Consider the following 25,884-nt stretch of genomic DNA (forward strand, 5'->3'; position numbering starts at 1 on the left):
GCTACGCCTCCTCCTCTTCTTCCTTCATGTCCTTGTTGTCCTTGCGGTTGAACTCCACCTGCACCCGGGCCTTGACGATGTCGGCGAAGGCGAGCCTGCGCGCGGTGGCCTTGCGGCCCTTCACACCGGGTACTTCGACGTCCACGCCCTCGTCGTCCACGGTCAGGAGTCTGGCGACCAGCTCTCCGTCCTCGGCGAGCTGGAACTTCACGAGGCGGCCTGTGGCACGCAGATAGTGGCGGTGTTCCGTGAGCTCGCGCTCGGCACCGGGGGTTCCGACCTCGAGGGTGTACTCCCCCTGGCCCATCGCGTCCGTCTCGTCGAGCTTCGCCGAGAGCACACGGCTCACATCGGCGACGGCGTCCAGATCGGCGCCTTCGTCGGAGTCGACGACCACGCGCAGCACCCGCTTGCGACCGACCGAGTCCACTGCGATCTCTTCGAGATCCAGGCCCTGGGAGGTGACGAGCGGTTCGAGCAGTTCTCGCAGCCTCTCGCTCTGGGTGGTGCTCATCCGGGTGACTCCTCGGCCGCGTGTGCTGTTGTGGTTAGGTCGCGTGTCTGGTCAAAGGGTATCCGGTCACAGGGGGTGTTGCCGTCCACCGGAACTCGGGCGGGTGCCGGTGAGTGGTATCGGACGTATGCGCGGGTACCGTGATCACGGGCGTGCTGCCCTCCCCTTCGTACGAGCCCCCCGAGGACGTCTGCCGTGCCGTACCCCCCGCTGCCGCGCACCCCATCCGGGCCGCGAAGAAGGAGCCTGCTCATCTCGGTCGCAGGGACCGCCCTGCTCGTGGGCTGCTCGGCCGAGTCCGACGCCGGCGGCACCGGCGGCAGCCCGTCGGCCGCCGACCGGGCACGCGCGCGTGCGGCCCGTGACAGCGAGGGGCTGGTGGCGCGGTACGACGCCGTGACCACCGCGCATCCGGCACTGGCGGAGCGGCTGCGACCGCTGCGGGCGGAGACGGTGCGGCATGCGGAGGCGTTCGGGGCGACGGGAGCCGAGTCCCCTTCGCCGGCGCCCTCGGCGTCCGCGCCGGCCGCCGTCCCCACCGAGGAGAAGGCGGCCCTCGCCGAACTCGCCGCCGCCGAGCGGGCTCTCGCGGACCGGCGGGCCCAGACGCTGCTGGACATGCCGGGCGAACTGGCACGACTGCTGGCGTCCGTGGCGGCGGCCGGGGCGGCGCACGCGTATCTGCTGACGGAGGGCGAGAAGTGAGCGAGGCCAAGGACGCGGACCTGAAGGCGCTCCAGGCGGCACTGGCGGCCGAGCATGCCGCCGTGTACGGCTACGGCGTCGTCGGCGGACGGATCGACGAAGGACGTCGTACGGAGGCCAGGGCGGCGTACGACGCCCACCGGGCCCGGCGGGACGCGCTGGCGCGCGCGGTGCGGGACCTGGGCGGGACGCCGGTGGCCGCGGCCGCGGGCTACGCACTGCCCTTCGCCGTGCCGGACTCCTCCGCGGCCGTCCGGCTCGCCGCGGAGCTGGAGGACCGGGTGGCCGGGGTCTACTCCGACCTGGTGCGCGCCACCGACGGCACGCGGCGGCGTACGGCCGCGGAGGCCCTGCGGGAAGCGGCGGTGCGGGCGGTGCGCTGGCGCGGCGAGAGCGTAGCCTTCCCTGGGCTCGCCGAGCGGACCACCGCGACGGCGTCGGCGACGCCCACGGCGTGACGCCGGATGAGGAAAGGGGACGGCTCGCGTATGGCTTTCGAACCGCCGCGGCGTCTGGTCAGGGCGTTCGGAGAGACGGCACCGGAAGGTGACGACTGGCTGGAGAAGCTGCCCGAGGCGGCTCAACAGGCCGTCGAGCTACGCGAGTTGACCGTGGAGCGGGTGCAGGTGCCCGGTGGGCGCAGCAGCCTGGTCGTGCTGGTGCGGCTGCCGGACGGTACGCCCGCGGTGCTGAAGCTCGCCCCGCGCCGGGCGCGGCCGGAGAGCGAGCGGGCCGCACTCGCCCACTGGGGCGGTCTGGGCGCCGTACAACTCCTGGAGCCGTTCACCGCCGAGGGGGCGCTGCTGCTGGAGCGGCTGCATCCGGATGTGTCGGTGCGGTCGTTGCCGGAGGCGAAGGCGTTGCTGGAGGCGGCGGGGACGTTGCGGCGGCTGTGGGTGGAGCCGCCGGGTGAGCGTTCCTTCGAGACCGTGGCCGAGCGGACGGGGCGGCAGGCCGTGGCGATGCGGGGTGCGCCCGCGGAGTTCTCGGCACTGGTGAGCGCGGCTCTCGACGCGCGGGAGTCACTGCTGGCCGCGCCGCCCGAGGAGCGGTTGCTGCATGGGACGTTCCGGCAGAGCAAGGTGCTGGCCGGGGAGCGGATGCCGTGGTTGGCGGTGGGGCCGGATCCGGTGGTCGGGGAGTGTGCGTTCGATCTGGCGCGGTTGGTGCGGGATCGGGTGGAGGACGTTATTGCCTCGCCGTCGGGGGCGGCGACGATCCGTCGGCGGGTCAAGCGGCTTGCGGAGTCGCTTGAGGTGGATCAGGAGCGGCTTCGGGGGTGGACGTTGTTCCGGGCGGTGGAGTCGGGGGTGCGGGCGCTTCGGGTGGGGCGTCCGAAGGATGCGGAGCTGTTGCTTGAATTTGCAGGGTGGCTTTGAGGGGTTGTGTTCTGGCTGCGGGTGCGTGGGGGCTGGTCGCGCCCACGCGGCGGAGCCGCAAATCGATACAGTCCCGCGCCCCTGGCGGCGTGACCTGGTCGTCCGTTCAAAGGCAACGCAACAGGCCGTTCCCCTCCCTATGGTCGGGGAACGGCCTGTTGCGTTGCTCTACGCGGACAGTCGGGCGATCGCCTCGTCGGCCGTCAGTTCCTCGCGTTCGCCGGTCCTGCGGTCCTTGAGTTCGAGGACGCCCTCGGCGGAGCGGCGGCCGGCTACCAGGATCTGGGGTACGCCGATCAGTTCGGAGTCCGTGAACTTCACGCCCGGGGAGACGCCCGCCCGGTCGTCGACGAGGACGCGCAGGCCGGCCGCGGCGAGCTTCGCCGAGACGTCGAGGGCCAGCTCGGTCTGGAGGGCCTTGCCCGCGGCGACCACGTGCACGTCGGCCGGGGCGACCTCCTTCGGCCAGCACAGGCCCTTGTCGTCGGCGGACTGCTCGGCGAGGGCGGCGACGGCGCGGGAGACGCCGATGCCGTAGGAGCCCATGGTCACGCGGACCGGCTTGCCGTTCTGGCCGAGGACGTCGAGCTTCAGCGCGTCCGCGTACTTGCGGCCCAGCTGGAAGATGTGGCCGATCTCGATGGCGCGGTCGAGCTTGAGGCCTGTGCCGCACTTCGGGCAGGGGTCGCCCTCCTGGACGACCACGACGTCGACGTACGTGTCGACCTCGAAGTCACGGCCCGCGACGACGTTCTTCGCGTGCGTGCCCTCCTTGTTGGCGCCGGTGATCCAGGAGGTGCCGGGGGCCACGCGCGGGTCGGCGAGGTACGTGATCTTCTCGCCCAGGCCCTGCGGGCCGACGTACCCGCGGACCAGGTCGGAGCGGCCCGCGAAGTCCGCCTCGGTGACCATCTCGACGACGGCCGGGGCGAAGTGCGCCTCGACCTTGCCCATGTCGACCTCACGGTCACCCGGGACGCCGACGGCGACGATCTCGCCGCCGACCTTCACGAGCAGGTTCTTCAGGGTCGCGGAGGCCGGGACGCCGAGGTGGGCGGCGAGGGTCTCGATGGTCGGGGTGTCCGGGGTGGGGATCTCTTCGAGGGCCGGCACGCCGTCGGCGTCCACCGGCTTCAGCTCGTACGTGATCGCCTCGGTGTTGGCCGCGAAGTCGCAGTTCGGGCAGTCCGCGAAGGTGTCCTCGCCGGCCTCGGCGGGGGCGAGGAACTCCTCCGACTTCGAGCCGCCCATCGCGCCGGCGGTGGCGGCGCAGATGCGGTAGTCGAGGCCGAGACGCTCGAACACCCTCTGATACGCCTGGCGGTGCAGAGCGTACGACTGGGCGAGGCCCTCGTCGTCCGTGTCGAAGGAGTACGAGTCCTTCATCAGGAACTCACGGCCGCGCAGGATGCCGGCGCGGGGGCGGGCCTCGTCACGGTACTTGTGCTGGATCTGGTAGAGGATCACCGGCAGGTCCTTGTAGGAGGACGCCTGGTCCTTCACCAGCAGGGTGAAGATCTCCTCGTGGGTCGGGCCGAGGAGGTAGTCGCCGCCCTTGCGGTCCTGGAGGCGGAACAGCTCGGGGCCGTACTCGTCCCAGCGGCCCGTCGCGTCGTACGGCTCACGCGGCAGCAGGGCGGGGAGCAGGACCTCCTGGGCGCCGATCGCGTCCATCTCCTCGCGGACGATGCGCTCGATGTTGGCGAGGACCTTCTTGCCGAGGGGCAGCCAGGACCAGATGCCGGCGGCGGTACGGCGGACATAGCCGGCGCGGACGAGCAGCTTGTGGCTGAGGACCTCGGCGTCCGCCGGGTCGTCGCGCAGCGTCTTCGCCATCAACTGGGACATGCGCTGGACCGGTGCGTTCGCCATGTGTCTCGTACTCCTGCTGCGTAAGGGTGATGGCAGGAGGTTAGCCGGGCGGTGCGGGGCGGTGGAAATCGGTTAGCGGCGGCGGAGGGGGAGCTGGGCGCCCATCACGGCGTACGGCTTCGGGGCGCTGGGGAAGAGGACCTGGCGGGCCAGGTCCTGGTAGCCGAGGGAGTGGTACAGGCCGCGGGCCGGGCTGTCGGTGTCGATCGCGGAGAGGATCGAGCGCGGTTCGTCGGCGGTGTCCGTGATCGTGGTGATCAGGGAGCGGCCGATGCCGCGGTTCTGGTAGCGCGGGTGGACATGCAGCTCGGTGATCACAAAGGAGTCGTCGAGCCAGTCGGCGTGGCCCTGGGCGCGGAGGTACGGCTCCACGACCGTGGACCACCAGTGGGAGCGGTCGTTGGGCATGCCGTAGACGAACCCGACGAGACGATCCGCCGCGGTGGCACCGAACGCCCTTGCCCCTGGGTAGGTCATGTGCCGCAGGACGATCTGCCGGCGTACGGCGACCTCGTCGGAACCGAGTCCGAACGCGACTGCTTGGACTGCGAGCGCCTCGTCGATCCGTGCGGGGAGATCCAGAGGGCCGATCACGATGTCTTCGGGGTGGCGGTGGCCGTGACCGGGAAAACGCAGCATGTCGGGGAGACTACAGGGGGGTTCGGGGGGTCGGTTTCAGAAGAGCACGCTCATGAACGCCCCGACTTCCCGGAAGCCCACGCGCTTGTACGTCCTTCTCGCCGCCGTGTTGAAGTCGTTGACGTAGAGGCTGGCGACCGGGGCGACGTCCGCCAGGGCGTAGCGCAGTACCGCTGCCATGCCCGGGGCCGCTATGCCCCTCCCGCGGTACTCGGGGGCCACCCATACGCCCTGGATCTGGCAGGCGCGGTCCGTCGCGGCGCCGATCTCCGCCTTGAAGACGACCTTGCCGTCGGGGCCGAGGCGGGCGAAGGAGCGGCCGGAGCCGACGAGTTCGGCGACCCGGGCCTGGTAGAGGAGGCCGCCGTCGCCGGCCATGGGTGAGATGCCGACCTCCTCGGTGAACATCGCCACGCACGCCGGCATGATCGTGTCCATCTCGTCCTTGCGGATGCGGCGGACGTACGGATCCGGGGGGATGTCGGCGGGGAGGTGGTCGGTGACCATGAGGGGCTGGTGGGAGCGGACTTCGCGGGCCGGGCCCCAGCTCGGTTCGAGCAGGCGCCACAGCTGGGCGGTGGCCTCGGCGGGGCCGACGATGGAGGAGCAGCGGCGGCCGGCCCTGCGCGCCCGGTCCGCGAAGGCCCGTACGGCCCTCGGTGTCGCGCAGATCGGGACGAGGTTGGCGCCCGCGTAGCAGAGGGACGTCAGCATGCCGTCCTCGTACCAGCCCCACATCTCGCCGCCGAGCCGCCACGGGTCCAGGCCCGCGATCTGCACCCGGGATGCCACGAAGGCGTTCGCGACCGGCTCGCGGTCGAGAACGGCGAGCGCGGCGTCCAGGTCGCTCGGTTCGAGAACCCGGGAGGTGGTCTGGGTCAACACGTGCGGGGCCCTCACCCTAAAGTCTGCAGATCTCCGCACTGTACCTGCGGAAGCCGAGCGGCGCCGCCCCCGTGAGGGTGGCCGCCCGCTTCCCTCCGACCGTACGTTGAGGTGACCGCCCCTGGGGGCTGCCGCCCCCAGACCCCCGCTTCGGCCTGGCGGCCTCGTCCTCAAACGCCGGACGGGCTGGATGATCGGCCGGCGATCACTCGGCCGGGATGTCGAGGGTGACCTTGGACAGGGGGCAGCCCACGCACGTCAGGACATAGCCGTCGGCTTTCTGCTGTGGCGTGAGGCAGTTCGGCTCGTTCTGTGTGACCTCTCCGCTGCGGAGCCGCACCATGCAGTCGCCGCAGTTTCCGACCGTGCAGGAGTACGGCATCGGCAGCCCCGCGGCGAGTCCCGCGTCGAGGAGCGTCTGGCCGGGCTCGACCACCACCGCGCCGATCGGGTGCCCGTCCTGCTCGACCGTCATCTGCTGCGGCACGGTCGTCGCGGTCCCGGTGTCCGCACTGCTGGTGTAGCGCTCGTGGTGCACCATCTCGTCCGGGACCCCGAGCCCGGCCAGAACGCCCTGGACGGTGTCCATCAGCGGTTCGGGACCACAGACGTAGTAGTGGGCGTCCCGGGACGGCGACCGGCCGGTGACCCAACGACGCACGCCGTCCGCGTCGAGCCGCCCGTCCCTGCGGGTCAGGACGTGGGTGACCGAGAGCCGGTCGGGATGATCCTTCGCCAGCCGGGCCAGCTCCTCGGCGAAGATGATCTCCTCCGCGCTGCGGCTGCTGTAGAGCAGCGCGATCCGGTCCCGGCCCGGCCGGGCGGCGAGCCGCGTGCGGATCATGCTCATCATGGGTGTCATGCCGCTGCCCGCCGCGACGAGCACGATCTCGTCCGGGGGCTGCGGCCCGGCGTGGAAGGTCCCCGACGGGCCACGTACCGCGAGGCGGTCCCCGGCGCGCAGATTCCGGTGCGCGTGGCTGGAGAACCGGCCTCCCTCGACATGCTTGACGGTGACCTCCAGCCGGGACGACCCGGGCGCCGACGAGGCCGAGTAGGCCCGTCGCACCAGGCGGCCGTCGATGTCGGCGACGAGCGTGAAGAACTGGCCGGGCAGGAAGTCGAACGGTCCCGGGTTCTCGGCGGCGTCCTCCAGCACGAGGGTGACCGCGCTCGGTGTCTCCCTGCGCACCTCGACGACGCGCACCTCCCGCAGGAGGTGCTCCGTCCCACCGTCGTCGGCGGAACGCCGGCGCGGGAAGCCACGGCGCCGGCCGGCCGCGCCGGGCTCGATGTCCTCGTAGCCCTCTTTCCGCAGCCCGGAACGGTAGAGACGGTTCCCCGCCAGCCGCAGCAGCCAGTTCACTCCCGGGATCGCCCCGACGACCTTGAGCAGGAACGCGGGTGGACCACCGTCGGCGGCGGCCGCGTTGGCGGTGAGGTGTTCTCCCGCCAGCGCCATCAGGTCCGGCATCGTGCCGCGGTCGAGGTGCGTGCCGGGGGTCCACAGCCGCGAGCGCGCCACGGCGTCGTTGCCGGTCACCTCGGCGTGCTCGACGTCGATGAGCAGTGCCAGGTGCGGGGGCATCCCGCGCAGCGCCATCGTCTCCAGCAGCGCGGGATCGTCGGTGATCGCGCCGCGGCCGCGGACGTGCAGCACACCGCTTCGCCCCGGGACGAGCGCGGCGAACGAGAGCCTGTCGTCCTGCAGCAGGTTGTGGAGCGTGTCGGCGCGTTTGTTGCCCTTGCGGTCCGGGATGACCAGCGTGCGGCTGTCCAGGATCCGCGCCACCGCCTGCCGGTCCCCGCGCGGACTCGTGTCGCTCCCACCGGAGGAGTCCCACGTGGACAGTGCGAGAAACGGTGCCGCGGCCAGGAACTCGGCGACGCCGGGTCCACGCAGGGGCCCGTCACCCGCGAGCTCGGCGGCCGGCTCGGCAGGGGCGGGCGGCTGCCACAGACGGGACCGGAGGACGGCCTGTGCGCAGTGCACGTACGCCTCCTCGATGTCGACGGTCGTCTCCGCGCCCTTGCGTGCGGCCACCGAGCCGTTGACGCGCAGGATCTCGCCGACGCCCGGCAGGAGGAAGAAGAACGAGACCGGACCGTGCGGGTCGCCGGACCCTGGCAGGGAGAACGAGATCCGCGTGGGCGAGTGGACGCGTGCGAACCCCGGAGTGCCGCCGATGAAGGTCGTCCTGCTGGTGCCGTCGGCATCCCGGTAGCCGAAGGCCGCGACCGGACACCGGGCGAGGACGGTCCGGCAGCCCTCGTCGAGGGCGCTGATCTGCTTGAGCATGACCACCGACGCCGGACGGCCGACGGTCGTCTCGACCTCGTCCACCGTCGTCACACGGCGCAGGCCGCTCGACCGGTTTGCTTGCCGCGCCTTGTTTTCCCAGCTCATGGCACTATTGTGAGCAATAGCTCAGCTCTCTGGCTACTCGCTTTTCATGCCTTGAGGAGGCCTCCGGATGTCGCCGGCCGACCGCCGCCTTCAGCCACGTCGCAAGCCCCGCCAGGTGCGCGCCGAGCTCACCCGCGAGCGCATCCTCACCGCCGCTGCTCACGTTTTCTCCGAGTTCGGCTACGCCGCCGGCACCACCAACCGCATCGCCGAACGCGCCCGCATCTCCATCGGCTCGCTGTACCAGTACTTCCCGAACAAGGACGCCATCCTTGCCGAGCTGATGGTGCGGCACCTCGACCGAGGCACGTGGACCGCGGCCGAGCAGCTCGATCTGTCTGCCGGAAGCCTGGGGGAAACGGTGCGGGCACTGGTCCGCGACGCGATCGACAACCACCGCGACGATCCGCAGCTGCTGCGGATCATGCTCGAGGAGGCGCCGCTCTCGCAGGAAGTGCTCGACACGATCGACCGGCACGGCAAGAAGCGCGTCGGTCAGGTGCGCGACATCCTCGCCCGGCACCCGGATGTCCGCGTGCGGGACCTCGACACCGCGGCCGAGCTCATCGTGTTCACCGTGGAGACGAACACGCACAAGCTCATGGCCGACCCTCGGAGCATCCCGGTCGAGACGCTCGAGAACGAACTGGTGGACATGGTCACCCGCTATCTGCGCGGCGATCAGTAGCCGCTCACCAGCAACCCCGGAACCTCCGTCAGCCCGCCACCGACACCGACGGCTCGCCCGACTCGGTTCCGTCCGCCTCCATCTGTTCGGCCAGCTTCATGGCCTCTTCGATGAGGGTTTCCACGATCTTGGATTCCGGGACGGTCTTGATGACCTCGCCCTTGACGAAGATCTGGCCCTTGCCGTTGCCGGAGGCGACGCCGAGGTCGGCTTCGCGGGCCTCGCCGGGGCCGTTGACGACGCAGCCCATCACCGCTACTCGGAGGGGGACCTCCATGCCGGTGAGGCCCGCGGTGACTTCCTCGGCGAGCTTGTAGACGTCGACCTGGGCGCGGCCGCAGGACGGGCAGGAGACGATCTCGAGGCCGCGCTGCCTGAGGTTCAGGGACTCCAGGATCTGGTTGCCGACCTTGACCTCCTCCACGGGAGGCGCGGACAGCGAGACGCGGATCGTGTCGCCGATCCCCTGGGAGAGGAGGGCGCCGAAGGCCACCGCCGACTTGATCGTGCCCTGGAAGGCCGGGCCCGCCTCCGTCACACCGAGGTGGAGGGGGTAGTCGCACTGGGCGGCGAGCTGGCGGTACGCCTCGACCATGATCACCGGGTCGTTGTGCTTGACCGAGATCTTGATGTCCCGGAAGTCGTGCTCCTCGAAGAGGGACGCCTCCCAGAGGGCGGACTCCGCGAGCGCCTCGGGGGTTGCCTTGCCGTACTTCTGGAGCAGGCGGCGGTCCAGCGAGCCCGCGTTCACACCGATGCGGATCGGCGTGCCGTGGTCCTTGGCGGCCCGCGCGATCTCCTTGACCTTGTCGTCGAACTGCTTGATGTTGCCGGGGTTGACGCGGACCGCGGCGCAGCCCGCCTCGATGGCGGCGAAGACGTACTTCGGCTGGAAGTGGATGTCCGCGATCACCGGGATCTGCGACTTGCGGGCGATGGTCGCGAGGGCGTCGGCGTCGTCCTGCGTGGGGCAGGCGACGCGCACGATCTGGCAGCCGGACGCCGTGAGTTCGGCGATCTGCTGGAGCGTGGCGCCGATGTCCGACGTACGGGTCGTGGTCATCGACTGGACCGACACGGGAGCGTCTCCGCCGACCGCCACGGATCCGACCTGAATCTGCCGGCTCTTGCGGCGTTCGGCGAGCTTGGTCGGAACGGACGGCATACCGAGAGAAATCGCAGTCATCTGCTGTGCAACCCCAAGTCGTGGATCAAGTCCGGGTCCCGTCGAGGGCGGGCTCCAGGCTTCGAGATTACGGCACCTGCCTGGGCCCGGGCACATCGCGCTCGTAAACCCACTCGATGGAGAGCGGCCCGACACAGATCGTGTCGGGCCGCCACAAACTCCGTATGACTAGGAGATTCTCACCGGGTTAACCACGTCCGCCACCAGCACGAGCAGCGTGAAGCAGATGAAGATCCCGGCCACCACATAGGCCACCGGCATCAGCTTCGCCACATCGAACGGACCGGGGTCGGGGCGGCGCAGCACCTTCGCCAGGTTGCGGCGCAGGGACTCCCACAGGGCGCCCGCGATATGGCCGCCGTCCAGCGGCAGCAGCGGGAGCATGTTGAAGAGGAACAGGGAGAGGTTGAAGCCCGCGACCAGCATCAACGCCATGGCCAGCTGCTGCGTCGGCGGGATGTCGAGGGTGAAGATCTCGCCGCCGACGCGGGCCGCGCCCACCACGCCCATCGGGGAGTCCGCCTCGCGCTCGCCGTCACCGAACGCCGCGTCCCACAGGGCGGGCACCTTGCTGGGGATGGCGGCGAGGGAGTCGACGGCGTCGCCGACCCGCTCTCCCATCCAGGTCACGGAGGACCCGAAGTCCTGTTTGACGATGCCGGTGGCGGCGCTGAAGCCGAGGAAGCCCGCCGAGACGAACTCGCCCTGGACGATCTGGCCGCTGGAGTCCTTCTTGGCGACCTGGTTGGCGACGATCTTCGCCTGCAGGGTGACTTCCTCGCCGTCGCGGTCGACGACGATCGGGACGTCCTTGCCGGGGTTGGCGCGGATGAGGTCGGAGAGCTTGTTCCAGTCGTCGGTGCGTACGCCGTCGAAGGAGACGATCTTGTCGCCCGCCTTCAGGCCCGCGGCCGCGGCCGGGGAGGGGGCGTCGGACTTCTCACAGGTGTCGCGGTTCTCGGTCTGTGCGATGACGCACTGGGAGACCGAGCTGACGGTGGTGGTCTGCTGGGAGATGCCGAAGCCCATCAGGACGGTGAGGAACAGCGCCACCGCCAGGATCAGGTTCATGAACGGGCCCGCGAACATCACGATGACCCGCTTCCACGGCTTGCGCGTGTAGAAGAGGCGGGTCTCGTCGCCGGGCCGCAGTTCCTCGAAGGCCGCCGATCGGGCGTCCTCGATCATGCCGCGCCACGGTGAGGTGGAGCGGGCTTCGAGGCGGCCGTCGGGGCCGGGTGGGAACATGCCGATCATGCGGATGTAGCCGCCGAACGGGATGGCCTTGATGCCGTACTCGGTCTCGCCCTTCTTGCGCGAGAAGATCGTCGGGCCGAAGCCGACCATGTACTGCGGCACGCGGATGCCGAAGAGCTTGGCCGTGGACAGGTGCCCCAGCTCGTGCCACGCGATCGAGACCAGGAGTCCGAACGCGAAGACCACTATGCCGAGGATGAACATCAAGGTCGTCATGCACGGGCCTCCGCCGTCTGTGCCGCCAGTTCGCTCGCCCGGGTCCGCGCCCAGGTCTCCGCCTCGAGGACGTCCGCGACGGTGAGTGAAGTTCCCGTACGCGGTGTGCCGTGTTCCTCGACCACGCGCGTCACAGTCTCCATGATCCCGTTGAACGGCAGTGCGCCGGCCCGGAAGGCCTCCACGCACTCCTCGTTGGCGGCATTGAACACCGCCGGGGCCGTGCCCGCGAGCTGTCCCACATGCCGGGCGAGCCCGACCGACGGAAACGCGTCGGTGTCGAGCGGGAAGAACTCCCAGGTGGACGCCTTGCTCCAGTCGAACGTGGGCGCGGCGTCGGGGACGCGTTCCGGCCAGCCGAGGCCGATGGCGATGGGCCCGCGCATGTCGGGGGGCGTCGCCTGGGCGATCGTGGATCCGTCGGTGAACTCAACCATCGAGTGGACATACGACTGGGGATGCACGACCACCTCAATGCGGTCGAAGGGAATGTCGTAGAGGAGGTGTGCCTCGATGACTTCCAGCCCTTTGTTGACCAGGGTCGCGGAGTTGATCGTGATCACCGGGCCCATCGCCCAGGTGGGGTGGGCGAGGGCGTCCGCGACGGTCACCCGGTCCAGGTCCGCCTTCGTACGTCCGCGGAAGGGGCCGCCGGACGCCGTGACGACCAGCTTCCGTACGTCGGCCCGCGAACCGGACGCCAGCGCCTGGAACAGCGCCGCGTGCTCGGAGTCGACCGGGATGATCTGGCCGGGCTTGGCGACCGCCTTGACCAGCGGACCGCCCACGATGAGCGACTCCTTGTTGGCGAGCGCGAGGGTGCGGCCCGCCTCCAGGGCGGCGAGGGTCGGGGCGAGGCCGATCGAGCCGGTGATGCCGTTCAGCACGGTGTGGCAGTCGGCGGCGGCGAGCTGGGTGGCCGCGTCCGGTCCGGCGAGGATCTCGGGAAGCGGCTCCCCCGCGCCGTACTGGGCGGCAAGGGCCTCGCGCAGCGCCGGTACGACGTCCTCGCGGGCGACTGCGACGGTGCGGACGCGCAGCCGGTGCGCCTGCTCGGCGAGGAGGGCGACCCGTCCGCCGGCGGCGGAGAGTCCGGTGACCCGGAACCGGTCCGGGTTGCGCAGGACGAGGTCGATGGCCTGCGTGCCGATCGACCCGGTGGAGCCGAGGATGACCACGTCCTTCGGACCGTCGCCCGACACCGGGTCGTAGACGAGGTGCGGATCGGCCAGGGCGCGGGCCGGAAGCCCCGTCGTCCGCCCGGAGGGCGGGCCCTGCGGCGTCAGGTGCGTGCTCTCGGCGTGCCGGGCGTCGGCCCACGTACTGGATGTACTTGGGTCGGCGCCCGGTGCGGCGAGTGGGGGTCCCCCCGGCCGAAGGCTGGGGGAGCGTGCATGGCGTCGCAGGGCAGACGGGGCTTCCGGCCCGTGTCCTGGGGGGGCTGGGCTGTCGCTCATTCCTCCATTGTGGCCGCATCCACGGTCATCAAGGACAACTTCCCCCCTTGTGAAGCTCTCGTGAAGGTCATGTGATAACTCTTCTGTTCTGGCTGGCAGACGACCCGGCCATCGCAAGACATCCAGGGGGGATCTCTCCATGCGCATACGCGCCGCTTTCGCCGTGCCCGCACTCGCGGGTGCTCTCGCCCTCACCGGCACCGTGCTCAGCACTCCGGCCCAGGCCGCCGGGGGCGTGGTCATCCGCCACGTCTGGTTCGACAGCCCGGGCTCGGACACCGGCTCCAACCTCAGCCTCAACGGCGAGTGGGTGGAGATCAAGAACACCAGTGGTGCGGCGATCTCGCTGAAGGGCTGGATCCTCAAGGACAAGGCCAACCACCGGTACGTCTTTCCCAACGTGAAGATCGCGAAGGGCAAGACGATGAAGGTGAAGACCGGCATCGGCAGGGACACCACGGTGAACAAGTACCAGGACCGCAGCTGGTACGTCTGGAACAACACCAGCGACACGGCGACTCTGACCAAGGCGAACGGCGCCAAGGTCGACGCCTGCTCCTGGACGACGGCCAACCCCAGCGACAAGTGGTGCTAGCTCCGCTGGGAGGCCGTGTGTCATCTGCGGGTCCGTCGTGGCGGTCGCGCCCACGCGGCGGAGCCGCATATCGAAACAGCCCCGCGCCCCTTCGGGGCGCGATGCTCACCTGATGGGTCGGTGCACGTTCTCCTTCTGTGAGGGTCCGGGGGTCGCGTCCGCGATCCACGGGCCCTCGCCCGAGGGGTCGACGATGCCTTCCTCGAGCCAGGTGTAGGCGCCGCCGAGGACTCCCTTGACGACCTTGCGGTCCAGGTCGTCGGTGTTGGTCCACAGGCGGCCGAAGAGTTCGTCGATCCGGATGCGGGCCTGGCGGCAGAAGACGTCGGCGAGTTGGTAGGCCTCGCGGCCGTGATCGCCCTTGCTGCGCAGGAGTTCGGCCCGGACGCAGGCCGCGCTCATCGCGAACAGCTCCGCGCCGATGTCGACGATCCGGCCCAGGAAGCCCTGCTTGGTCTCCATCCGGCCCTGCCAGCGGGACATGGCGTAGAAGGTGGAGCGGGCGAGCTTGCGCGAGGTCCGCTCGATGTACCGAAGGTGCGGCGAGAGGTCGACGCCGCGGTTGAACTCGGCGTACGCACGCGGGTTCTGGCCCGGTCCCGCGACCAGCTTCGGCAGCCACTTGGCGTAGAAGACACCGGCGTTCCCGGCCGCCTTCGCCTTGTCCTGGAGGGACTTGTCGGGGTCGATCAGATCGCCGGCGACCGACAGATGGGCGTCGACCGCCTCGCGGGCGATCAGCAGGTGCATGATCTCGGTCGAGCCCTCGAAGATCCGGTTGATGCGCAGATCGCGCAGGACCTGTTCGGCGGGGACCGCGCGTTCGCCGCGGGCGGCGAGCGACGCGGCCGTCTCGAAGCCCCGGCCGCCACGGATCTGGACGAGTTCGTCGGCGACGAGCCAGGCCTGCTCGGAGGCGAAGAGCTTGGCCAGCGCGCCCTCGATACGGATGTCGTTGCGGTCCTCGTCGGCCATCTGCGACGACAGGTCGAGCACCGCCTCCATGGCGAAGGTCGTCGCCGCGATGAAGCTGATCTTCGACCCGACCGCTTCGTGGTGCGCGATCGGCTTGCCCCACTGCTCACGGGCGGCCGACCACTCGCGGGCGATCTTCAGGCACCACTTGCCGGCCGCGACGCAGGACGCGGGGAGCGAGAGGCGGCCGGTGTTCAACGTCGTGAGCGCGATTTTCAGGCCCGCGCCCTCGGGGCCGATGCGGTGGGCGGCGGGGACCCGGACCTGGTGGAAGCGGGTGACGCCGTTCTCGATGCCCCGCAGTCCCATGAAGGCGTTGCGGTTCTCGACCGTGACGCCGGGCGAGTTGGTCTCCACGACGAAGGCGGTGATGCCTCCCTTGTGGCCCTCGCTCTTCGGCACCCGGGCCATCACCACGAGCAGGTCGGCGACGACGCCGTTGGTGGTCCACAGCTTGACGCCGTCGAGGACGTACTCTCCCCCACTCTCGAATTCGCTCGAGCGGGAGGTGCCCCCATCGTCGGGGATCGCGCTGGTCGCGAGCCGTGCCGGGTCGGAACCGACGTCCGGCTCGGTGAGGAGGAACGCGCTGATGTCCGTGCGGGCGCAGCGCGGCAGGAACCGCTCCTTCTGCTCCTGCGTGCCGAACAGTTTCAGCGGCTGCGGTACGCCGATCGACTGATGCGCCGACAGCAGCACCCCGATCGCCGGTGAGGCCGAGCCCGCCAAGGCCAGCGCCTTGTTGTAGTACACCTGGGTGAGGCCGAGCCCGCCGTACTTGGTGTCGATCTTCATGCCGAGGGCGCCGAGCTCCTTGAGCCCGTCGATGACCTCGTCGGGGATTTGGGCCTCGCGCTCGATCAGGGCCGCGTCCACCTTGGTCTCGCAGAAGTCGCGCAGCTTGGCCAGGAACTCCTCGCCACGCTGCACGTCCTCGGCCGGCGGGGTGGGGTGCGGGTGGACCAGGTCGAGCCGGAAGCGGCCCAGGAACAGTTCCTTGGCGAAGCTGGGCTTGCGCCAGTCCTGTTCCCGGGCGGCCTCGGCCACCTGGCGTGCCTCGCGCTCAGTGACTGAGGGCTTGGTGGGTGCTGCGGACATGAGGCTCACCTCGCCGCGAATAGGGATCTTGGGGCCGCACGTTACTGACTGGTGCTACTGGATCGTTAGTACCCGATACGGGACGACCCCACCACCCCTCGCGCAGTTGGGGCTGTCCGCCGGACCGGCTCCTGCGCCCCCGTTCCATGGCCCCCCACGGCCGGTCATAGTAGGCAGGAAGCCGCACCTCGGGGAGGCCGTTCCGGGACGAACCGGCCCAGCCGCGGCCCTGTCCCGCAAGGCTGCGTCGAAGCGCTTCGACAACCTATGGACACCCACTCCCGGTAGGGCTACTGTCGAACCACCCCCACCCGCCCTTATTCACACTGCGCACTGTCGAAGCGCTTCACACCACTGGGAGAGCTGGATGGTCACCCTCGCCGAGGTCGCTCAGCACGCCGGAGTCTCGGCGAGCACGGTGAGCTATGTCCTCAGTGGCAAGCGGTCCATCTCCACGACCACCCGGCAGCGGGTCGAGCAGAGCATCCGCGATCTCGGCTACCACCCGAACGCGGGCGCCCGCGCCCTGGCCAGCAGCAGGTCGAACATCATCGCGCTGATGGTCCCACTGCGCACGGACATGTACGTACCGGTGATGATGGAGATCGCCATCGCGGTCGCCACCACGGCCCGGACGCACGGATACGACGTCCTGCTGCTCACCGGCGAGGAGGGCCCGGACGCCGTCCGCCGGGTCACCGGCAGCGGGCTCGCCGACGGGATGATCCTGATGGACGTCGAACTCGACGACGAGCGGCTGCCGTTGCTGCGCGGCACCGACCAGCCGTCCGTGCTGATCGGACTGCCCGCCGACACCACCGGACTGACCTGCGTCGACCTGGACTTCAGGGCGACGGGCGCCCTGTGCCTGGAACATCTGGCGATGCTGGGGCACCGCGACATCGCTGTCATCGGCGAGGCCCCCGCGGTCTACGAACGGCACACCGGCTTCGCCGAGCGCACCCTCGACGGACTCCGCGGCCGCTCCCAGGAGTTGGGCGTACGACTGCTGCACCGCCCCTGCGACGGCGGATACGACGCGATGGCCGTGACCCTCGCCCGCATCCTCGACGAGCGCCCCGGCACCACGGGGTTCGTCGTACAGAACGAGTCGGCGGTCGAACCGCTCCTCGGGCTGCTGCGCCAGCAGGGCCGTGCCATCCCCGAGGACGTGTCGGTGGTCGCCATCTGCCCCGACCAGGTCGCCACCCAGGCCTCGGTGCGGCTCACCTCGGTCGCCATCCCCGCCCAGGAGATGGGCCGGCACGCGGTGGAGCACCTGGTCGCGAAGCTCGAGGGGCGCGGCAGCGACGAAGTCCTGCTGATCGCACCCGAGTTGACGGTCCGGGCGAGCACGGGTCCGGCTCCGGCTCCGGCCGCGTCCTGACCATCACCCCTTCCACGTGTCGGCCCCCACCGGGGCTCCCCATGTCCTGAGGAGAGAACGCCTCGTGAACCAGCCTGCCGAAAGCCAGACCCCGACCGGCGCGGTCAGCCTCGCCCAGTCCGCCCCCACCGTCGGCACGTTCCGTGAGCGGGGCGGGGCGCTGGAGTGGAGCGGACGTCAGGAGACCGTGCGCATCGAGCCGTGGGGACCGGACGCGGTGCGGGTCCGGGCCCGGCTCGGCGGGCCCGTGCTGGAAGGGCTGCCCGGCGCGCTCCTGGACGAGGCTCCGGCGACCGAGTCCATGGTCAAGGTCGGGGACGGAGAGGGCCGGCTGACGGTCGGCGCACTGACCGTGGAGGTCAACGCCGAGGGCATGATCCGGTTCCTGCGGACGGACGACCTCTCCGAGATCCTCGCCGAGGAACGTGCGCATTTCTGGTGGCCTGGCCCCCGTCTCTACACGTCCGTCGGCAACGGCCACCACCGCCTGGAGCAGCGCTTCGCCGCCTACGACGACGAGAAGCTGTTCGGACTCGGCCAGCACCAGCACGGGCGCCTGGACCAGAAGGGCCTGGTCGTGGACCTGGTCCAGCGCAACGCCGAGGTCGGCATCCCGGTCCTCACCTCCAGCCGCGGCTACACCCTGCTGTGGAACAACCCGGCGATCGGCCGGGTCGAGCTGGCGGGCAACGGCACCCGCTGGGTCGCCGACTCGGCCCGCCAGATCGACTACTGGATCACCGCGGGCGCCCCGGCCGAAGCCCAGCGCCGCTACAGCGCGGTGACCGGCCGCACCCCGATGCTGCCTAAGTGGGCGGCAGGCTTCTGGCAGTGCAAGCTGCGCTACCGCACGCAGGACGAACTCATGGCCGTGGCCCGGGAGTACAAGCGCCGGGGCCTGCCCATCTCCGCCATCGTCTGCGACTTCTTCCACTGGACCCATCTGGGCGAGTGGAAGTTCGACCCGAAGGAGTGGCCCGACCCGGCGGCAATGGTGCGGGAGCTGACGGAACTCGGCATCAAGCTCGTCGTGTCGGTCTGGCCGTCGGTGTCCCCGCTGAGCGAGAACCACCCGGTCATGGAGCAGCGCGGCTACTTCATCGGCACCCAGTACGGCCCCATGGCCCACGCCGACTGGCCCGACAAGGAGGTCGCCTCCACCGTCCAGGTCGCCTTCTACGACGCCACGAACCCCGAGGCGCGGGATTTCATGTGGTCGAAGGTGAAGGCGAACTACCTGGACCCGTACGGCATCACCGCCTTCTGGCTGGACGCCTGCGAGCCGGAGCTGAAGCCGGGCTTCCAGGAGAACCTGCGCTACTGGGCGGGCCCGGGCCTGGAGGTCGGGAACATGTACCCGGCCGAGAACTCCCGCGCCTTCCACGAAGGGCTGGTCGCGGAGGGCGAGTCCGAGATCGTCACCCTCAACCGCTCGGCCTGGGCGGGCAGTCAGCGCTACGGCGCCGCCCTGTGGTCCGGCGACATCGGCACCGACTTCCCGACCCTGCGCCGCCAGATCGCGGCGGGCCTCAACACCGCCCTGTCCGGCATCCCCTGGTGGAACACCGACATCGGCGGCTTCCACGGCGGCGACCCGAGCGACCCCGCGTACCAGGAAGTCATGGTCCGCTGGTTCCAGTTCGGCACGCTGTCCCCACTGATGCGTCTGCACGGCTTCCGGGACCCGGGCATGCCGCTGGGCCCCGAGATGACCGGCGGCCCGAACGAGGTCTGGTCCTACGGCGAGCAGGCCGGCGCGATCCTGGAGCGCTACCTGCGGCTGCGCGAGCGCCTGAAGCCGTACGTCCTCCAGGTCATGCGCGAGGCCCACGAGGAGGGCCTGCCGGTCATGCGCCCGCTGTTCCTGGAGTTCCCCGAGGACCAGGCGACGTGGTCGGTCGACGACTCCTACCTCTTCGGCCGGGATCTGCTGGTCGCGCCGGTCCTCACGGCGGGCGCCACGGCCCGCACCGCGTATCTCCCGGCGGGCGCGACCTGGACGGACGCGTGGACGGGGACGACGTACGAGGGCGGTACGACCGTGACGGTCGACGCCCCGCTGGACCGCATCCCGCTGTTTCTGCGGGACGGGGTCCGGCTACCGATAGGGGAGTAGCCGGGCGGGAGGTGGCCGAAGCCTGACGGTTCCGGCCATCTCTGTTTCACCGGGGTTTTCGTCTCAACGCCGCTGAGTGACAGGCGAGTTGGACTGGGTAGGGTCCCTCCGTTCCGCACCGTCTGCCGAAGGGTGCCTCGTGTCCTCCGCTCCGCTCCCTCTGACGCTGGCCAATCTGTTGCTGCGTCCCGCGTTCGGATCCCGTCGCGACCCGGACCGGGTGTTCGACCGGATCGCCGAGAAGGCCCGGCAGACGGACGGGGACGAGTGGTTCACCGACGGCTTCCGGTTGCTGCTGCGTGAGTGGGCGGCCGACGAAGGGCTGTCTCCGGTCGGCTGGCAGTCCGCGCAGGCCCACGTCCGCAGGCACCTGACCAACCGGGCCCGGATCCGGCGGCTGATCGCCGAGCAGCCCGCCATCGAGCAGGAGACCGTCGAGAAGCCGGTGTTCGTGGTGGGTCTCCCGCGCACCGCCACCACGCTCACCCACAACGTGCTGTCCCTCTCCGACGAGCACCGCTGCCCCCGGCTGTGGGAGTTGCTCGCCCCCGGCCTCGAACCGTCCCCCCGCGAGCGGCGGAAGGCGATCGCTTCCGCGCGCCGGACGCTCGACGGCACCTATCTGCTCACCCCGCGCTTCCGCGACATCCACCCCATGACCGCCGAGGGCCCGGAGGAGTGCACGTTCCTCCTGCCGCACGCTCTGGTGCCGCTGTCCCAGGCCCACCTGCCGGAGTACCACGCCCGGCAGTTCGAGCGGGACATGGTTCCCGACTACCGCCATCTCAAGCAGTGCTTCCAGGTGCTCCAGTACGGCCGCCCGCGCCGCCGCTGGATCCTGAAGTCCCCCATGCACACCGGGAACCTCGATGCCCTGCTCGCCGTGTTCCCGGACGCCACGCTCGTGTGGACTCATCGCGACCCGGCGACCGCCGTCGCCTCGTTCTGCAGCCTGGTCGAGTGCGGCATGGCCATCTCCCGGCGCAAAGTCGACCTGCACGCCCTCGGCGCCACCTGGCTCGACCTGCTGAGCCGCTCCGCCGCGCGCGGTGTCGCCGCCCGGGCCGCCATCCCCCGCCATTCCCTGGTCGACGTGCCGTACTCCTGGCTCGGCACCGACCCGGCCGCCGGCGCCCCCAAGCTCTTCGCGGCCATCGGCGCCCGCTGGACCGAAGCGGATGCCGCCCGGCTCCCCGGCGTCACCGCCCGCCCCAAAGGCACCCGCCACCACACCTACGACCTGTCCCGCTACGGCCTGACCCGCGCCGACGTCGAGGCCGCCTTCTCCGGCTACAACGCACTGCGGGCCGAGGTCGACCGCGCCTGACGGCACGGACCGGCCCCGGCCCGGGTGTCGGTCAACTACTGCTGACCGTCAGGTTGTTGGTGCGGAAGTCGAGCCCGCCGGACGACGAGGTGATCTCGTAGCCGAACTGGACGTCGCCGATGGTCTCGTTGCTGGACATCCAGCCCTTGGTGCCGGAGATCCAGCTGAGGATCGGCTTGATGTTCACGCTGCCGGAGCTGGAGTCGGACGTCCGCAGGAACGAGAACACTTCGTTGACGCCGTTGCTGCCCTTGTAGACGTTCCACGTGTGGCCGCCGAGGGTGACGCTGCCCTGCGAGGTGCCCAGCGGACCGACGGCTCCGTTGTAGTTGACCCAGAGCATGATCTCGTAGTCGTAGTCCGTGTCCCAGATGTCGTACGACGTGTTGTACGCGCCGGACGACGGGACCGTGACGTTGTAGTTGCTGGTGAGCGAGCCGATGGAAGCGATCGTCTTGTTGATCACCTTCTTGGAGTTGGGGTACGACTTGATGCCGCCGGTGTTGGGGTGGTTGGCCCAGACTCCCCAGTTGGTGCCGGAGTTGGCCCAGACGCACTGGCTGCCGGCGCCGGAGCCCCAGATGTTGTTGTAGAGCGTGTAGCCGTTCAGGTTCGTGTTGCCCCACTGGTCGCAGGAGTTCCAGACGGCGGCCTGGGCGGGGGCGGAGGCGAGACCGACAGTGGCACCGAGCGCGAGCGCCGGAGCCAGCAGGGCCTTGGTGATTCTGCCGAGCGTGCGGGTTGTTGCCATGGTGTCCCTTCCATGGATGGGGGGATGAGCACGGGTCTAGCAGGGGACTAGCAAGGGACTAGCGGTGATTCACCACGTCTTCAGGGTGAGGACGTGGTCTTCTCCGGCGACGAGGTCGAGCGGCCGTGCACCGGAGGAAGTCCGGAGTTCGACGCGGTGGGTACGGGTGGGGCGTACGACTGCGGTGGCTTGCTGTGGGCTCCAGCTGAGGTCGACCTCCGCGCCGAACCTCGTGCGGATGCCGGTGAGTTCGCCCTTCGGATACGCCGCCGGAAGCGCGGGCAGCAGCACCAGCCGGTCCGGGGTCGACTGCACGAGCATCTCGATCACGACCGCGGGCAGGGTGTGGGCGGCGTCCGCGTTGTAGACGTCGAGGTTCGGGTAGTGCGAACTCATCAGCGAGGCGTGGAAGAAGTCGCCCTTGAGGACCTGGCCGAGGGCATGCGCCACCCGGTCGCCGTCGCGCAGCCGGGCCGCGACGAGGGCGTGGTGGAGGTGGCCGTGCGCGGAGTCGTTCTCGGCGCCGCGGAGTTCGAGGGCACGATGTGCGGCGCCGGCGAGGTCCGGGGTGTCGTAGGGGTTGATCTCGTCGAGCGGCCAGACGCCGTAGAGGTGGCTGAGGTGCCGGTGGTCGTAGGTGTCGTCGAGGCCCGGCCAGGCCCATTCCGCGAGTGCGCCGTCGTCGTTGATCCGGTGCGGCGGAAGCCGGTCGGCGAGGGCACGCCACGCCTGTGCCTTCTCCGGGTGGTACTCGGCGGCCGTGCGCAGCGCGTGTCGGGCCGCGGAGAGGTCCATCGCCGCGTTGATCGCGCCCCAGCTCGCGTTCGCGGGCCGGTTCTCGGGTGAGTAGGAGGGGACGAGGACGAGGTGTCCGTCGTCGTCGGTGCGGGTGAGGAAGTCCTCGTAGAACTGGGCGACTTCGGCGAGCGTGTCGGCGGTGCGCGGGTCGCGTTCGCCGCGGGTCTCGTCGTGGTCGACGAGCGGCTTGAGCAGCCAGTCGGCGCCGGCGGTCCACAGGTGCAGCGGGTATTCGCGGTTGAAGTGGTACGTCAACCCGGACTCGCCGTCGCTGTGGGCCGGGGCGACGGCGCCCCGGGCACCGAAGATCGCGCGGGCGTTCTCACGCCAGTCCGGAAGCTGGCGGCCGATGAGGCCGGCGAGGGCGTCGGTGACTTCAGGGAGCGCGGTGGCCGCGGCCGACGCGGTCTGGAGGTTGACGTTGGCGTCGTTGGTGAACGCCCCTGACCAGGCCGTGTTCCAGTCGCCGGTCCACAGGCCGGTGAGGCGGGGCGGGAGCAGGCCGGCGGCGGAGAGCAAGTGGTAGCGGCCTGCGGCGAAGAGGCGTTCCAGGAAGGCCGGGCTCTCGGGCTGCTCCAGCAACTCCGAGCCTGGCAGGGCGCGTTCGGTGGGGTCGGCGTCCAGGTCGAGTGTCACGCGCGTGTAGGCGGTGCGGTGGAGGGTGGTGTGGCGGTCGAGGAGGTGGGTGTAGGGGTCGGTCGGTTGGCGCTTGTCTGCGGGCCCGCTGTGGCTGGTCGCGCAGTTCCCCGCGCCCCTTTGGGGCGCTGCCGCACCGCAGTCGACTTCGCCTGGGCCGCCCAGTGCCTGGTGCGGGACCAGATCTCGCAGTGCCCGGGAGACAGTGGGCACGTCGATCTCGCCGGTGTGGCGCAGGACGCGGGTCAGCAGCAGGGCCGAGGCGGCGCCGGTGAGCTGGAGACCTAGCGGCGTGAGTGTGGTACGGCCGCCGGTGACGATGACCAGCGTGATGCCCGTGTACGCGCGGTCGCTGCCCGGGTAGCGGGCGCGCAGGTTGAGCAGGGCGCCGTCGGAGGTGAGGACGGCGCCGTGGCCGACGGCGAGGTCGTGCGGGGCGCCGGGGAGGCGGTGGTCGAGGGCGATCGTGAGATCGGCGCCGGTGACCCGCTGGACGATGACGTCGTCGGCGCGGGAGACGAAGACGCGGCTGTCCCAGCCGTCGCCTTCGGCATGGGTGACGCCGGTGGTGAAGTCGACCGAGCGACGGTAGTGCCTGCCCGCGCCGGACGCCCTCCGCAGCCGTATATGAAAGGCCGGATGGAAGGGCTGCACCCACTGGAGGTCGCGCCCGTCCGTGAAGTCCTCCGCCGCCCGCACGTCCCCGGCGAGCAACCGGTCCTGGAGTTGGGGGAGTTGAGAGGCCAGCTCGGGCGGGCGGGCGCGCTCGCCGCTGTTGGGGCGGACGAGGGTGTGGTGGGTGACGACGACCCGCTCGTCGTTCGGGTCACCGAACACAAGGGCGCCGTGGTGGCCGTTGCCGCTGAGGTAGCCGTCCTCCCAGCGGGTGGCGGGGGTGGGCTCCCAGGTGCCGTGGACGGGGCCGGCGGGGTGGGTCGTCATGGGCGCAGCACCGCCACTCCGTAGCGGCCGAGGGTGAGTTGGTCCGTGCACGACTCCCCCGTGAGCAGGTCGTGGTGGGTGCCGGGAACGTCGACGGTCACCGGCTCGCGTCCGTGGTTGAGGACGAACAGTAGATCACCGCGGCGGACGGCCTCCACGCGCGGGGGCAGGCCGTCGAGCACGGGCCGGGCGCCCGCGTCGGTGGCGATCCGGGAGAGCAGGTCGCGCAGCGCGTCCGGCTCGGGGAGGGTGGAGACGTACCAGGCGCGATCCTTGTGGAGCACGGCGGGTAGGCCGTCGAGTTCGCCGCCCTTGTACGAGATGGTCGTCGCGCCGCCTCCGGTCTCGATCTCCTCCGACCAAAGCGTCCCGCGGAACCCGTCGCACTCGACGGTCTCCCCCGCGTCCAGCGGCCACCACTCGTGCAGGGTGCGGATGCCGAACAGCTCGCGCAGCCGGGCGTCCATGCCGCCGGGGCGTACCCGGTCGTCCTCGTCGGCGATGCCGGTGAGGAAGCCGCAGACGAGGGTGCCGCCGCCGTGGACGTACGCGAGGAGGTTCTCGATCGCCGTGTCCGTGAGGAGGTATAGCTGCGGGGCGACGACGAGCTTGTACCGGGTGAGGTCGTGCTCGGGGTGGGCGAAGTCGGTGGTGAGGTGGGCCTCCCAGAGGGCGCGATGCCAGGCGCGGAGGATGTCGGGGTGGTCGACGTGGGTGGAGAGACGGCCGTCGTGGGCGCCGGCCCACCAGGAGTGCCAGTCGTGGAGGACGGCGATGTCGGACGTGACCCGACCGCCAGTGACCTCGCCACTGATCCTGTGCAGCTCAGCCCCCAGCTGCTTGACCTCCTGATAGGTACGGCCCTCCTCCCCCGCGTGGCTGACCATCCCGGAGTGGAACTTCTCCGCGCCCTGCCGGGACTGCCGCCACTGGAAGTAGCAGACGGCGTCGGCACCGCGGGCCACCGCCTGGAGCGACCAGAGGCGATTCATTCCGCGCGGCTTGGGATGGTTGACGCCCCTCCAGTTGACCGGCCCTGCCGCCTGCTCCATCAGCATCCAGGGGCCGCGGGCCTGCGAACGGGTCATGTCCTGCACGACGGCGCCGCTCTGGGCGCCGTACGGATCACGCGGATCGGGATAGATGTCGACGGAGACGACATCCTCCTCGTCCGCCCAGCGCCAGGCGTCCTGCCCCACCCACAGCGGCATGAAGTTGCTGGTCACCGGGATATGCGGGGTGTGCCGCCGGACGATGTCCCGCTCGGCGACGTAGCACTCCAGGAGCATGTCGGAGGTGAAGCGTTTGAAGTCCAGTACCTGGGTGGGGTTCTTGAGGTAATGCGCATGGCGCGGCGGGAGCACCTCGTCCCACTCGCCGTAGCCCTGACTCCAGAAGGCGGTGCCCCAGGCCGTGTTGAGGGCGTCGAGGGTGCCGTACTTCCCCTGAAGCCACCGCCGGAAACGGGCAGCGGCCTCATCGCCCCAGTCGAATGTGCAGTACTCGTTGTTGATGTGCCACAGGGTGAGGGCGGGGTGACTGCCGTAGCGCGCGGCGAGATCCTCGGTGATGGCAGCGGCATACCGTCGATACGCCTCACTGGAGTGCGAGAAATGCTGCCGCCCACCCCACCATTCGACGCGCCCGTCCTCGTCACGGGGCAAGGTCTCCGGGTGAAGCCGACCGAGCCACGGCGGCGGCGAGGCAGTGGGCGTGGAAAGAACCACACCGATGCCATGGTCGTGCATCAGATCCATGAGCCGATCGAGCCACCCGAACTCCCGCGCCCCCGGCCGGGGTTCGAGCTTCGCCCAGGAGAAGACCCCGAGGGTGACGGAATTGACGCGTGCCTCTTTCATCAGCCGCACATCATCGAGCCACACCTCCTCCGGCCACTGCTCAGGGTTGTAGTCACCGCCGTAGACGATGCGACCACGCGTGACATCACTGAGGGCCGGCAGATGGGACGTGCCCATGACACACCTCGTTCTACGAAAGAAGGGGACTGGAGAGACCTATAGGGGCGCGGGGAACTGCGCGACAAGCCACAACGA

Annotated in this window: 20 protein-coding genes; 8 read left to right on the top strand and 12 right to left on the bottom strand. The window is 70.3% G+C overall.

The window, feature by feature from the left end:
• Window position 1: 1 nt before the first annotated feature.
• Window positions 2-514, bottom strand: a complete 513-nt coding sequence (gene rimP, locus OG828_RS14955; protein WP_210578992.1) for a ribosome maturation factor RimP — start codon at window positions 512-514, stop codon at window positions 2-4.
• Window positions 515-709: 195 nt separating this feature from the next.
• Between rimP and OG828_RS14960 the strand changes: the two genes are divergently transcribed.
• Genes OG828_RS14960 through OG828_RS14970 form a run of 3 tightly spaced genes read left to right on the top strand, consistent with a single transcriptional unit; the run spans window position 710 to window position 2,598 of the window.
• Entirely contained in the window at window positions 710-1,219 is a 510-nt protein-coding gene (locus OG828_RS14960; RefSeq protein WP_328438236.1) for a hypothetical protein, read from the top strand.
• Entirely contained in the window at window positions 1,216-1,677 is a 462-nt protein-coding gene (locus OG828_RS14965; protein ID WP_328501410.1) for a ferritin-like domain-containing protein, read from the top strand. Before OG828_RS14960 ends, OG828_RS14965 begins: the two co-directional genes overlap by 4 nt.
• Window positions 1,678-1,707: 30 nt before the next feature.
• A complete protein-coding gene (locus OG828_RS14970; protein ID WP_210578975.1) occupies window positions 1,708-2,598 on the top strand; it encodes an aminoglycoside phosphotransferase family protein in 891 nt (296 codons plus the stop codon).
• A 168-nt stretch (window positions 2,599-2,766) separates the two neighbouring features.
• Here the strand turns inward: OG828_RS14970 and OG828_RS14975 are convergent, their stop codons facing one another.
• The 4 genes from OG828_RS14975 to OG828_RS14990 form a co-directional block, all read right to left on the bottom strand.
• Complete coding sequence (locus tag OG828_RS14975) at window positions 2,767-4,470, bottom strand: proline--tRNA ligase (RefSeq protein WP_328501411.1); 1,704 nt, start codon at window positions 4,468-4,470, stop codon at window positions 2,767-2,769.
• Between the two features lie 72 nt (window positions 4,471-4,542).
• Window positions 4,543-5,109, bottom strand: coding sequence for a GNAT family N-acetyltransferase (locus OG828_RS14980; protein ID WP_210578958.1), 567 nt, complete (start codon window positions 5,107-5,109; stop codon window positions 4,543-4,545).
• 36 nt (window positions 5,110-5,145) lie between these two features.
• Entirely contained in the window at window positions 5,146-5,994 is an 849-nt protein-coding gene (locus OG828_RS14985) for a GNAT family N-acetyltransferase (RefSeq protein WP_328355748.1), read from the bottom strand.
• 205 nt (window positions 5,995-6,199) lie between these two features.
• Window positions 6,200-8,401, bottom strand: coding sequence for a 2Fe-2S iron-sulfur cluster-binding protein (locus OG828_RS14990; RefSeq protein ID WP_328501412.1), 2,202 nt, complete (start codon window positions 8,399-8,401; stop codon window positions 6,200-6,202).
• A gap of 67 nt (window positions 8,402-8,468) precedes the next feature.
• Between OG828_RS14990 and OG828_RS14995 the strand changes: the two genes are divergently transcribed.
• A complete protein-coding gene (locus tag OG828_RS14995) occupies window positions 8,469-9,089 on the top strand; it encodes a TetR/AcrR family transcriptional regulator (protein WP_328355754.1) in 621 nt (206 codons plus the stop codon).
• 28 nt (window positions 9,090-9,117) lie between these two features.
• On the opposite strand, the gene ispG is transcribed toward OG828_RS14995, so the two are convergent.
• The 3 genes from ispG to dxr form a co-directional block, all read right to left on the bottom strand.
• Window positions 9,118-10,275 (bottom strand): flavodoxin-dependent (E)-4-hydroxy-3-methylbut-2-enyl-diphosphate synthase, encoded by a 1,158-nt coding sequence (gene ispG / locus OG828_RS15000; protein ID WP_328355757.1) that lies wholly within the window; start codon window positions 10,273-10,275, stop codon window positions 9,118-9,120.
• 168 nt (window positions 10,276-10,443) lie between these two features.
• On the bottom strand, window positions 10,444-11,736 hold the full coding sequence (locus OG828_RS15005; RefSeq protein ID WP_328371849.1) for a M50 family metallopeptidase: 1,293 nt from the start codon (window positions 11,734-11,736) through the stop codon (window positions 10,444-10,446).
• A gap of 8 nt (window positions 11,737-11,744) precedes the next feature.
• Window positions 11,745-12,950: a 1-deoxy-D-xylulose-5-phosphate reductoisomerase gene (gene dxr, locus OG828_RS15010; RefSeq protein WP_328371852.1), complete on the bottom strand. Its 1,206-nt coding sequence runs from the start codon at window positions 12,948-12,950 to the stop codon at window positions 11,745-11,747.
• 394 nt (window positions 12,951-13,344) lie between these two features.
• Here dxr and OG828_RS15015 point away from each other — a divergent pair, with 394 nt between their 5' ends.
• On the top strand, window positions 13,345-13,800 hold the full coding sequence (locus OG828_RS15015; RefSeq protein WP_328355760.1) for a lamin tail domain-containing protein: 456 nt from the start codon (window positions 13,345-13,347) through the stop codon (window positions 13,798-13,800).
• A gap of 105 nt (window positions 13,801-13,905) precedes the next feature.
• Here OG828_RS15015 and OG828_RS15020 read toward each other — a convergent pair whose 3' ends face one another.
• A complete protein-coding gene (locus tag OG828_RS15020; protein ID WP_328501413.1) occupies window positions 13,906-15,873 on the bottom strand; it encodes an acyl-CoA dehydrogenase family protein in 1,968 nt (655 codons plus the stop codon).
• Window positions 15,874-16,240: 367 nt separating this feature from the next.
• Between OG828_RS15020 and OG828_RS15025 the strand changes: the two genes are divergently transcribed.
• From OG828_RS15025 to OG828_RS15035, 3 genes are all read left to right on the top strand, one after another.
• On the top strand, window positions 16,241-17,260 hold the full coding sequence (locus tag OG828_RS15025) for a LacI family DNA-binding transcriptional regulator (RefSeq protein WP_328501414.1): 1,020 nt from the start codon (window positions 16,241-16,243) through the stop codon (window positions 17,258-17,260).
• Between the two features lie 64 nt (window positions 17,261-17,324).
• On the top strand, window positions 17,325-19,376 hold the full coding sequence (locus tag OG828_RS15030; protein WP_328501415.1) for a glycoside hydrolase family 31 protein: 2,052 nt from the start codon (window positions 17,325-17,327) through the stop codon (window positions 19,374-19,376).
• 139 nt (window positions 19,377-19,515) lie between these two features.
• Window positions 19,516-20,703 (top strand): sulfotransferase family protein, encoded by a 1,188-nt coding sequence (locus OG828_RS15035; RefSeq protein WP_328501416.1) that lies wholly within the window; start codon window positions 19,516-19,518, stop codon window positions 20,701-20,703.
• A 31-nt stretch (window positions 20,704-20,734) separates the two neighbouring features.
• On the opposite strand, the gene OG828_RS15040 is transcribed toward OG828_RS15035, so the two are convergent.
• The 3 genes from OG828_RS15040 to OG828_RS15050 form a co-directional block, all read right to left on the bottom strand.
• Window positions 20,735-21,454 (bottom strand): glycoside hydrolase family 12 protein, encoded by a 720-nt coding sequence (locus tag OG828_RS15040; RefSeq protein WP_328355775.1) that lies wholly within the window; start codon window positions 21,452-21,454, stop codon window positions 20,735-20,737.
• A 69-nt stretch (window positions 21,455-21,523) separates the two neighbouring features.
• On the bottom strand, window positions 21,524-23,830 hold the full coding sequence (locus OG828_RS15045; RefSeq protein ID WP_328501417.1) for a glycosyl hydrolase family 95 catalytic domain-containing protein: 2,307 nt from the start codon (window positions 23,828-23,830) through the stop codon (window positions 21,524-21,526).
• A complete protein-coding gene (locus OG828_RS15050) occupies window positions 23,827-25,806 on the bottom strand; it encodes a beta-galactosidase (RefSeq protein ID WP_328501418.1) in 1,980 nt (659 codons plus the stop codon). The genes OG828_RS15045 and OG828_RS15050 overlap by 4 nt, the downstream gene beginning before the upstream one ends.
• Between the last annotated feature and the right edge of the window lie 78 nt (window positions 25,807-25,884).

This window comes from Streptomyces sp. NBC_00457, assembly GCF_036014015.1.
GTDB lineage: Bacteria > Actinomycetota > Actinomycetes > Streptomycetales > Streptomycetaceae > Streptomyces.

Coding starts and splice junctions, on each gene's coding strand:
- rimP (WP_210578992.1), bottom strand. CDS start 514: ATGAGCACCACCCAGAGCGAGAGGCTGCGAGAACTGCTCGAACCGCTC.
- OG828_RS14970 (WP_210578975.1), top strand. CDS start 1,708: ATGGCTTTCGAACCGCCGCGGCGTCTGGTCAGGGCGTTCGGAGAGACG.
- OG828_RS14975 (WP_328501411.1), bottom strand. CDS start 4,470: ATGGCGAACGCACCGGTCCAGCGCATGTCCCAGTTGATGGCGAAGACG.
- OG828_RS14980 (WP_210578958.1), bottom strand. CDS start 5,109: ATGCTGCGTTTTCCCGGTCACGGCCACCGCCACCCCGAAGACATCGTG.
- OG828_RS14990 (WP_328501412.1), bottom strand. CDS start 8,401: ATGAGCTGGGAAAACAAGGCGCGGCAAGCAAACCGGTCGAGCGGCCTG.
- OG828_RS14995 (WP_328355754.1), top strand. CDS start 8,469: ATGTCGCCGGCCGACCGCCGCCTTCAGCCACGTCGCAAGCCCCGCCAG.
- ispG (WP_328355757.1), bottom strand. CDS start 10,275: ATGACTGCGATTTCTCTCGGTATGCCGTCCGTTCCGACCAAGCTCGCC.
- OG828_RS15005 (WP_328371849.1), bottom strand. CDS start 11,736: ATGTTCATCCTCGGCATAGTGGTCTTCGCGTTCGGACTCCTGGTCTCG.
- OG828_RS15015 (WP_328355760.1), top strand. CDS start 13,345: ATGCGCATACGCGCCGCTTTCGCCGTGCCCGCACTCGCGGGTGCTCTC.
- OG828_RS15020 (WP_328501413.1), bottom strand. CDS start 15,873: ATGTCCGCAGCACCCACCAAGCCCTCAGTCACTGAGCGCGAGGCACGC.
- OG828_RS15025 (WP_328501414.1), top strand. CDS start 16,241: ATGGTCACCCTCGCCGAGGTCGCTCAGCACGCCGGAGTCTCGGCGAGC.
- OG828_RS15040 (WP_328355775.1), bottom strand. CDS start 21,454: ATGGCAACAACCCGCACGCTCGGCAGAATCACCAAGGCCCTGCTGGCT.
- OG828_RS15045 (WP_328501417.1), bottom strand. CDS start 23,830: ATGACGACCCACCCCGCCGGCCCCGTCCACGGCACCTGGGAGCCCACC.
- OG828_RS15050 (WP_328501418.1), bottom strand. CDS start 25,806: ATGGGCACGTCCCATCTGCCGGCCCTCAGTGATGTCACGCGTGGTCGC.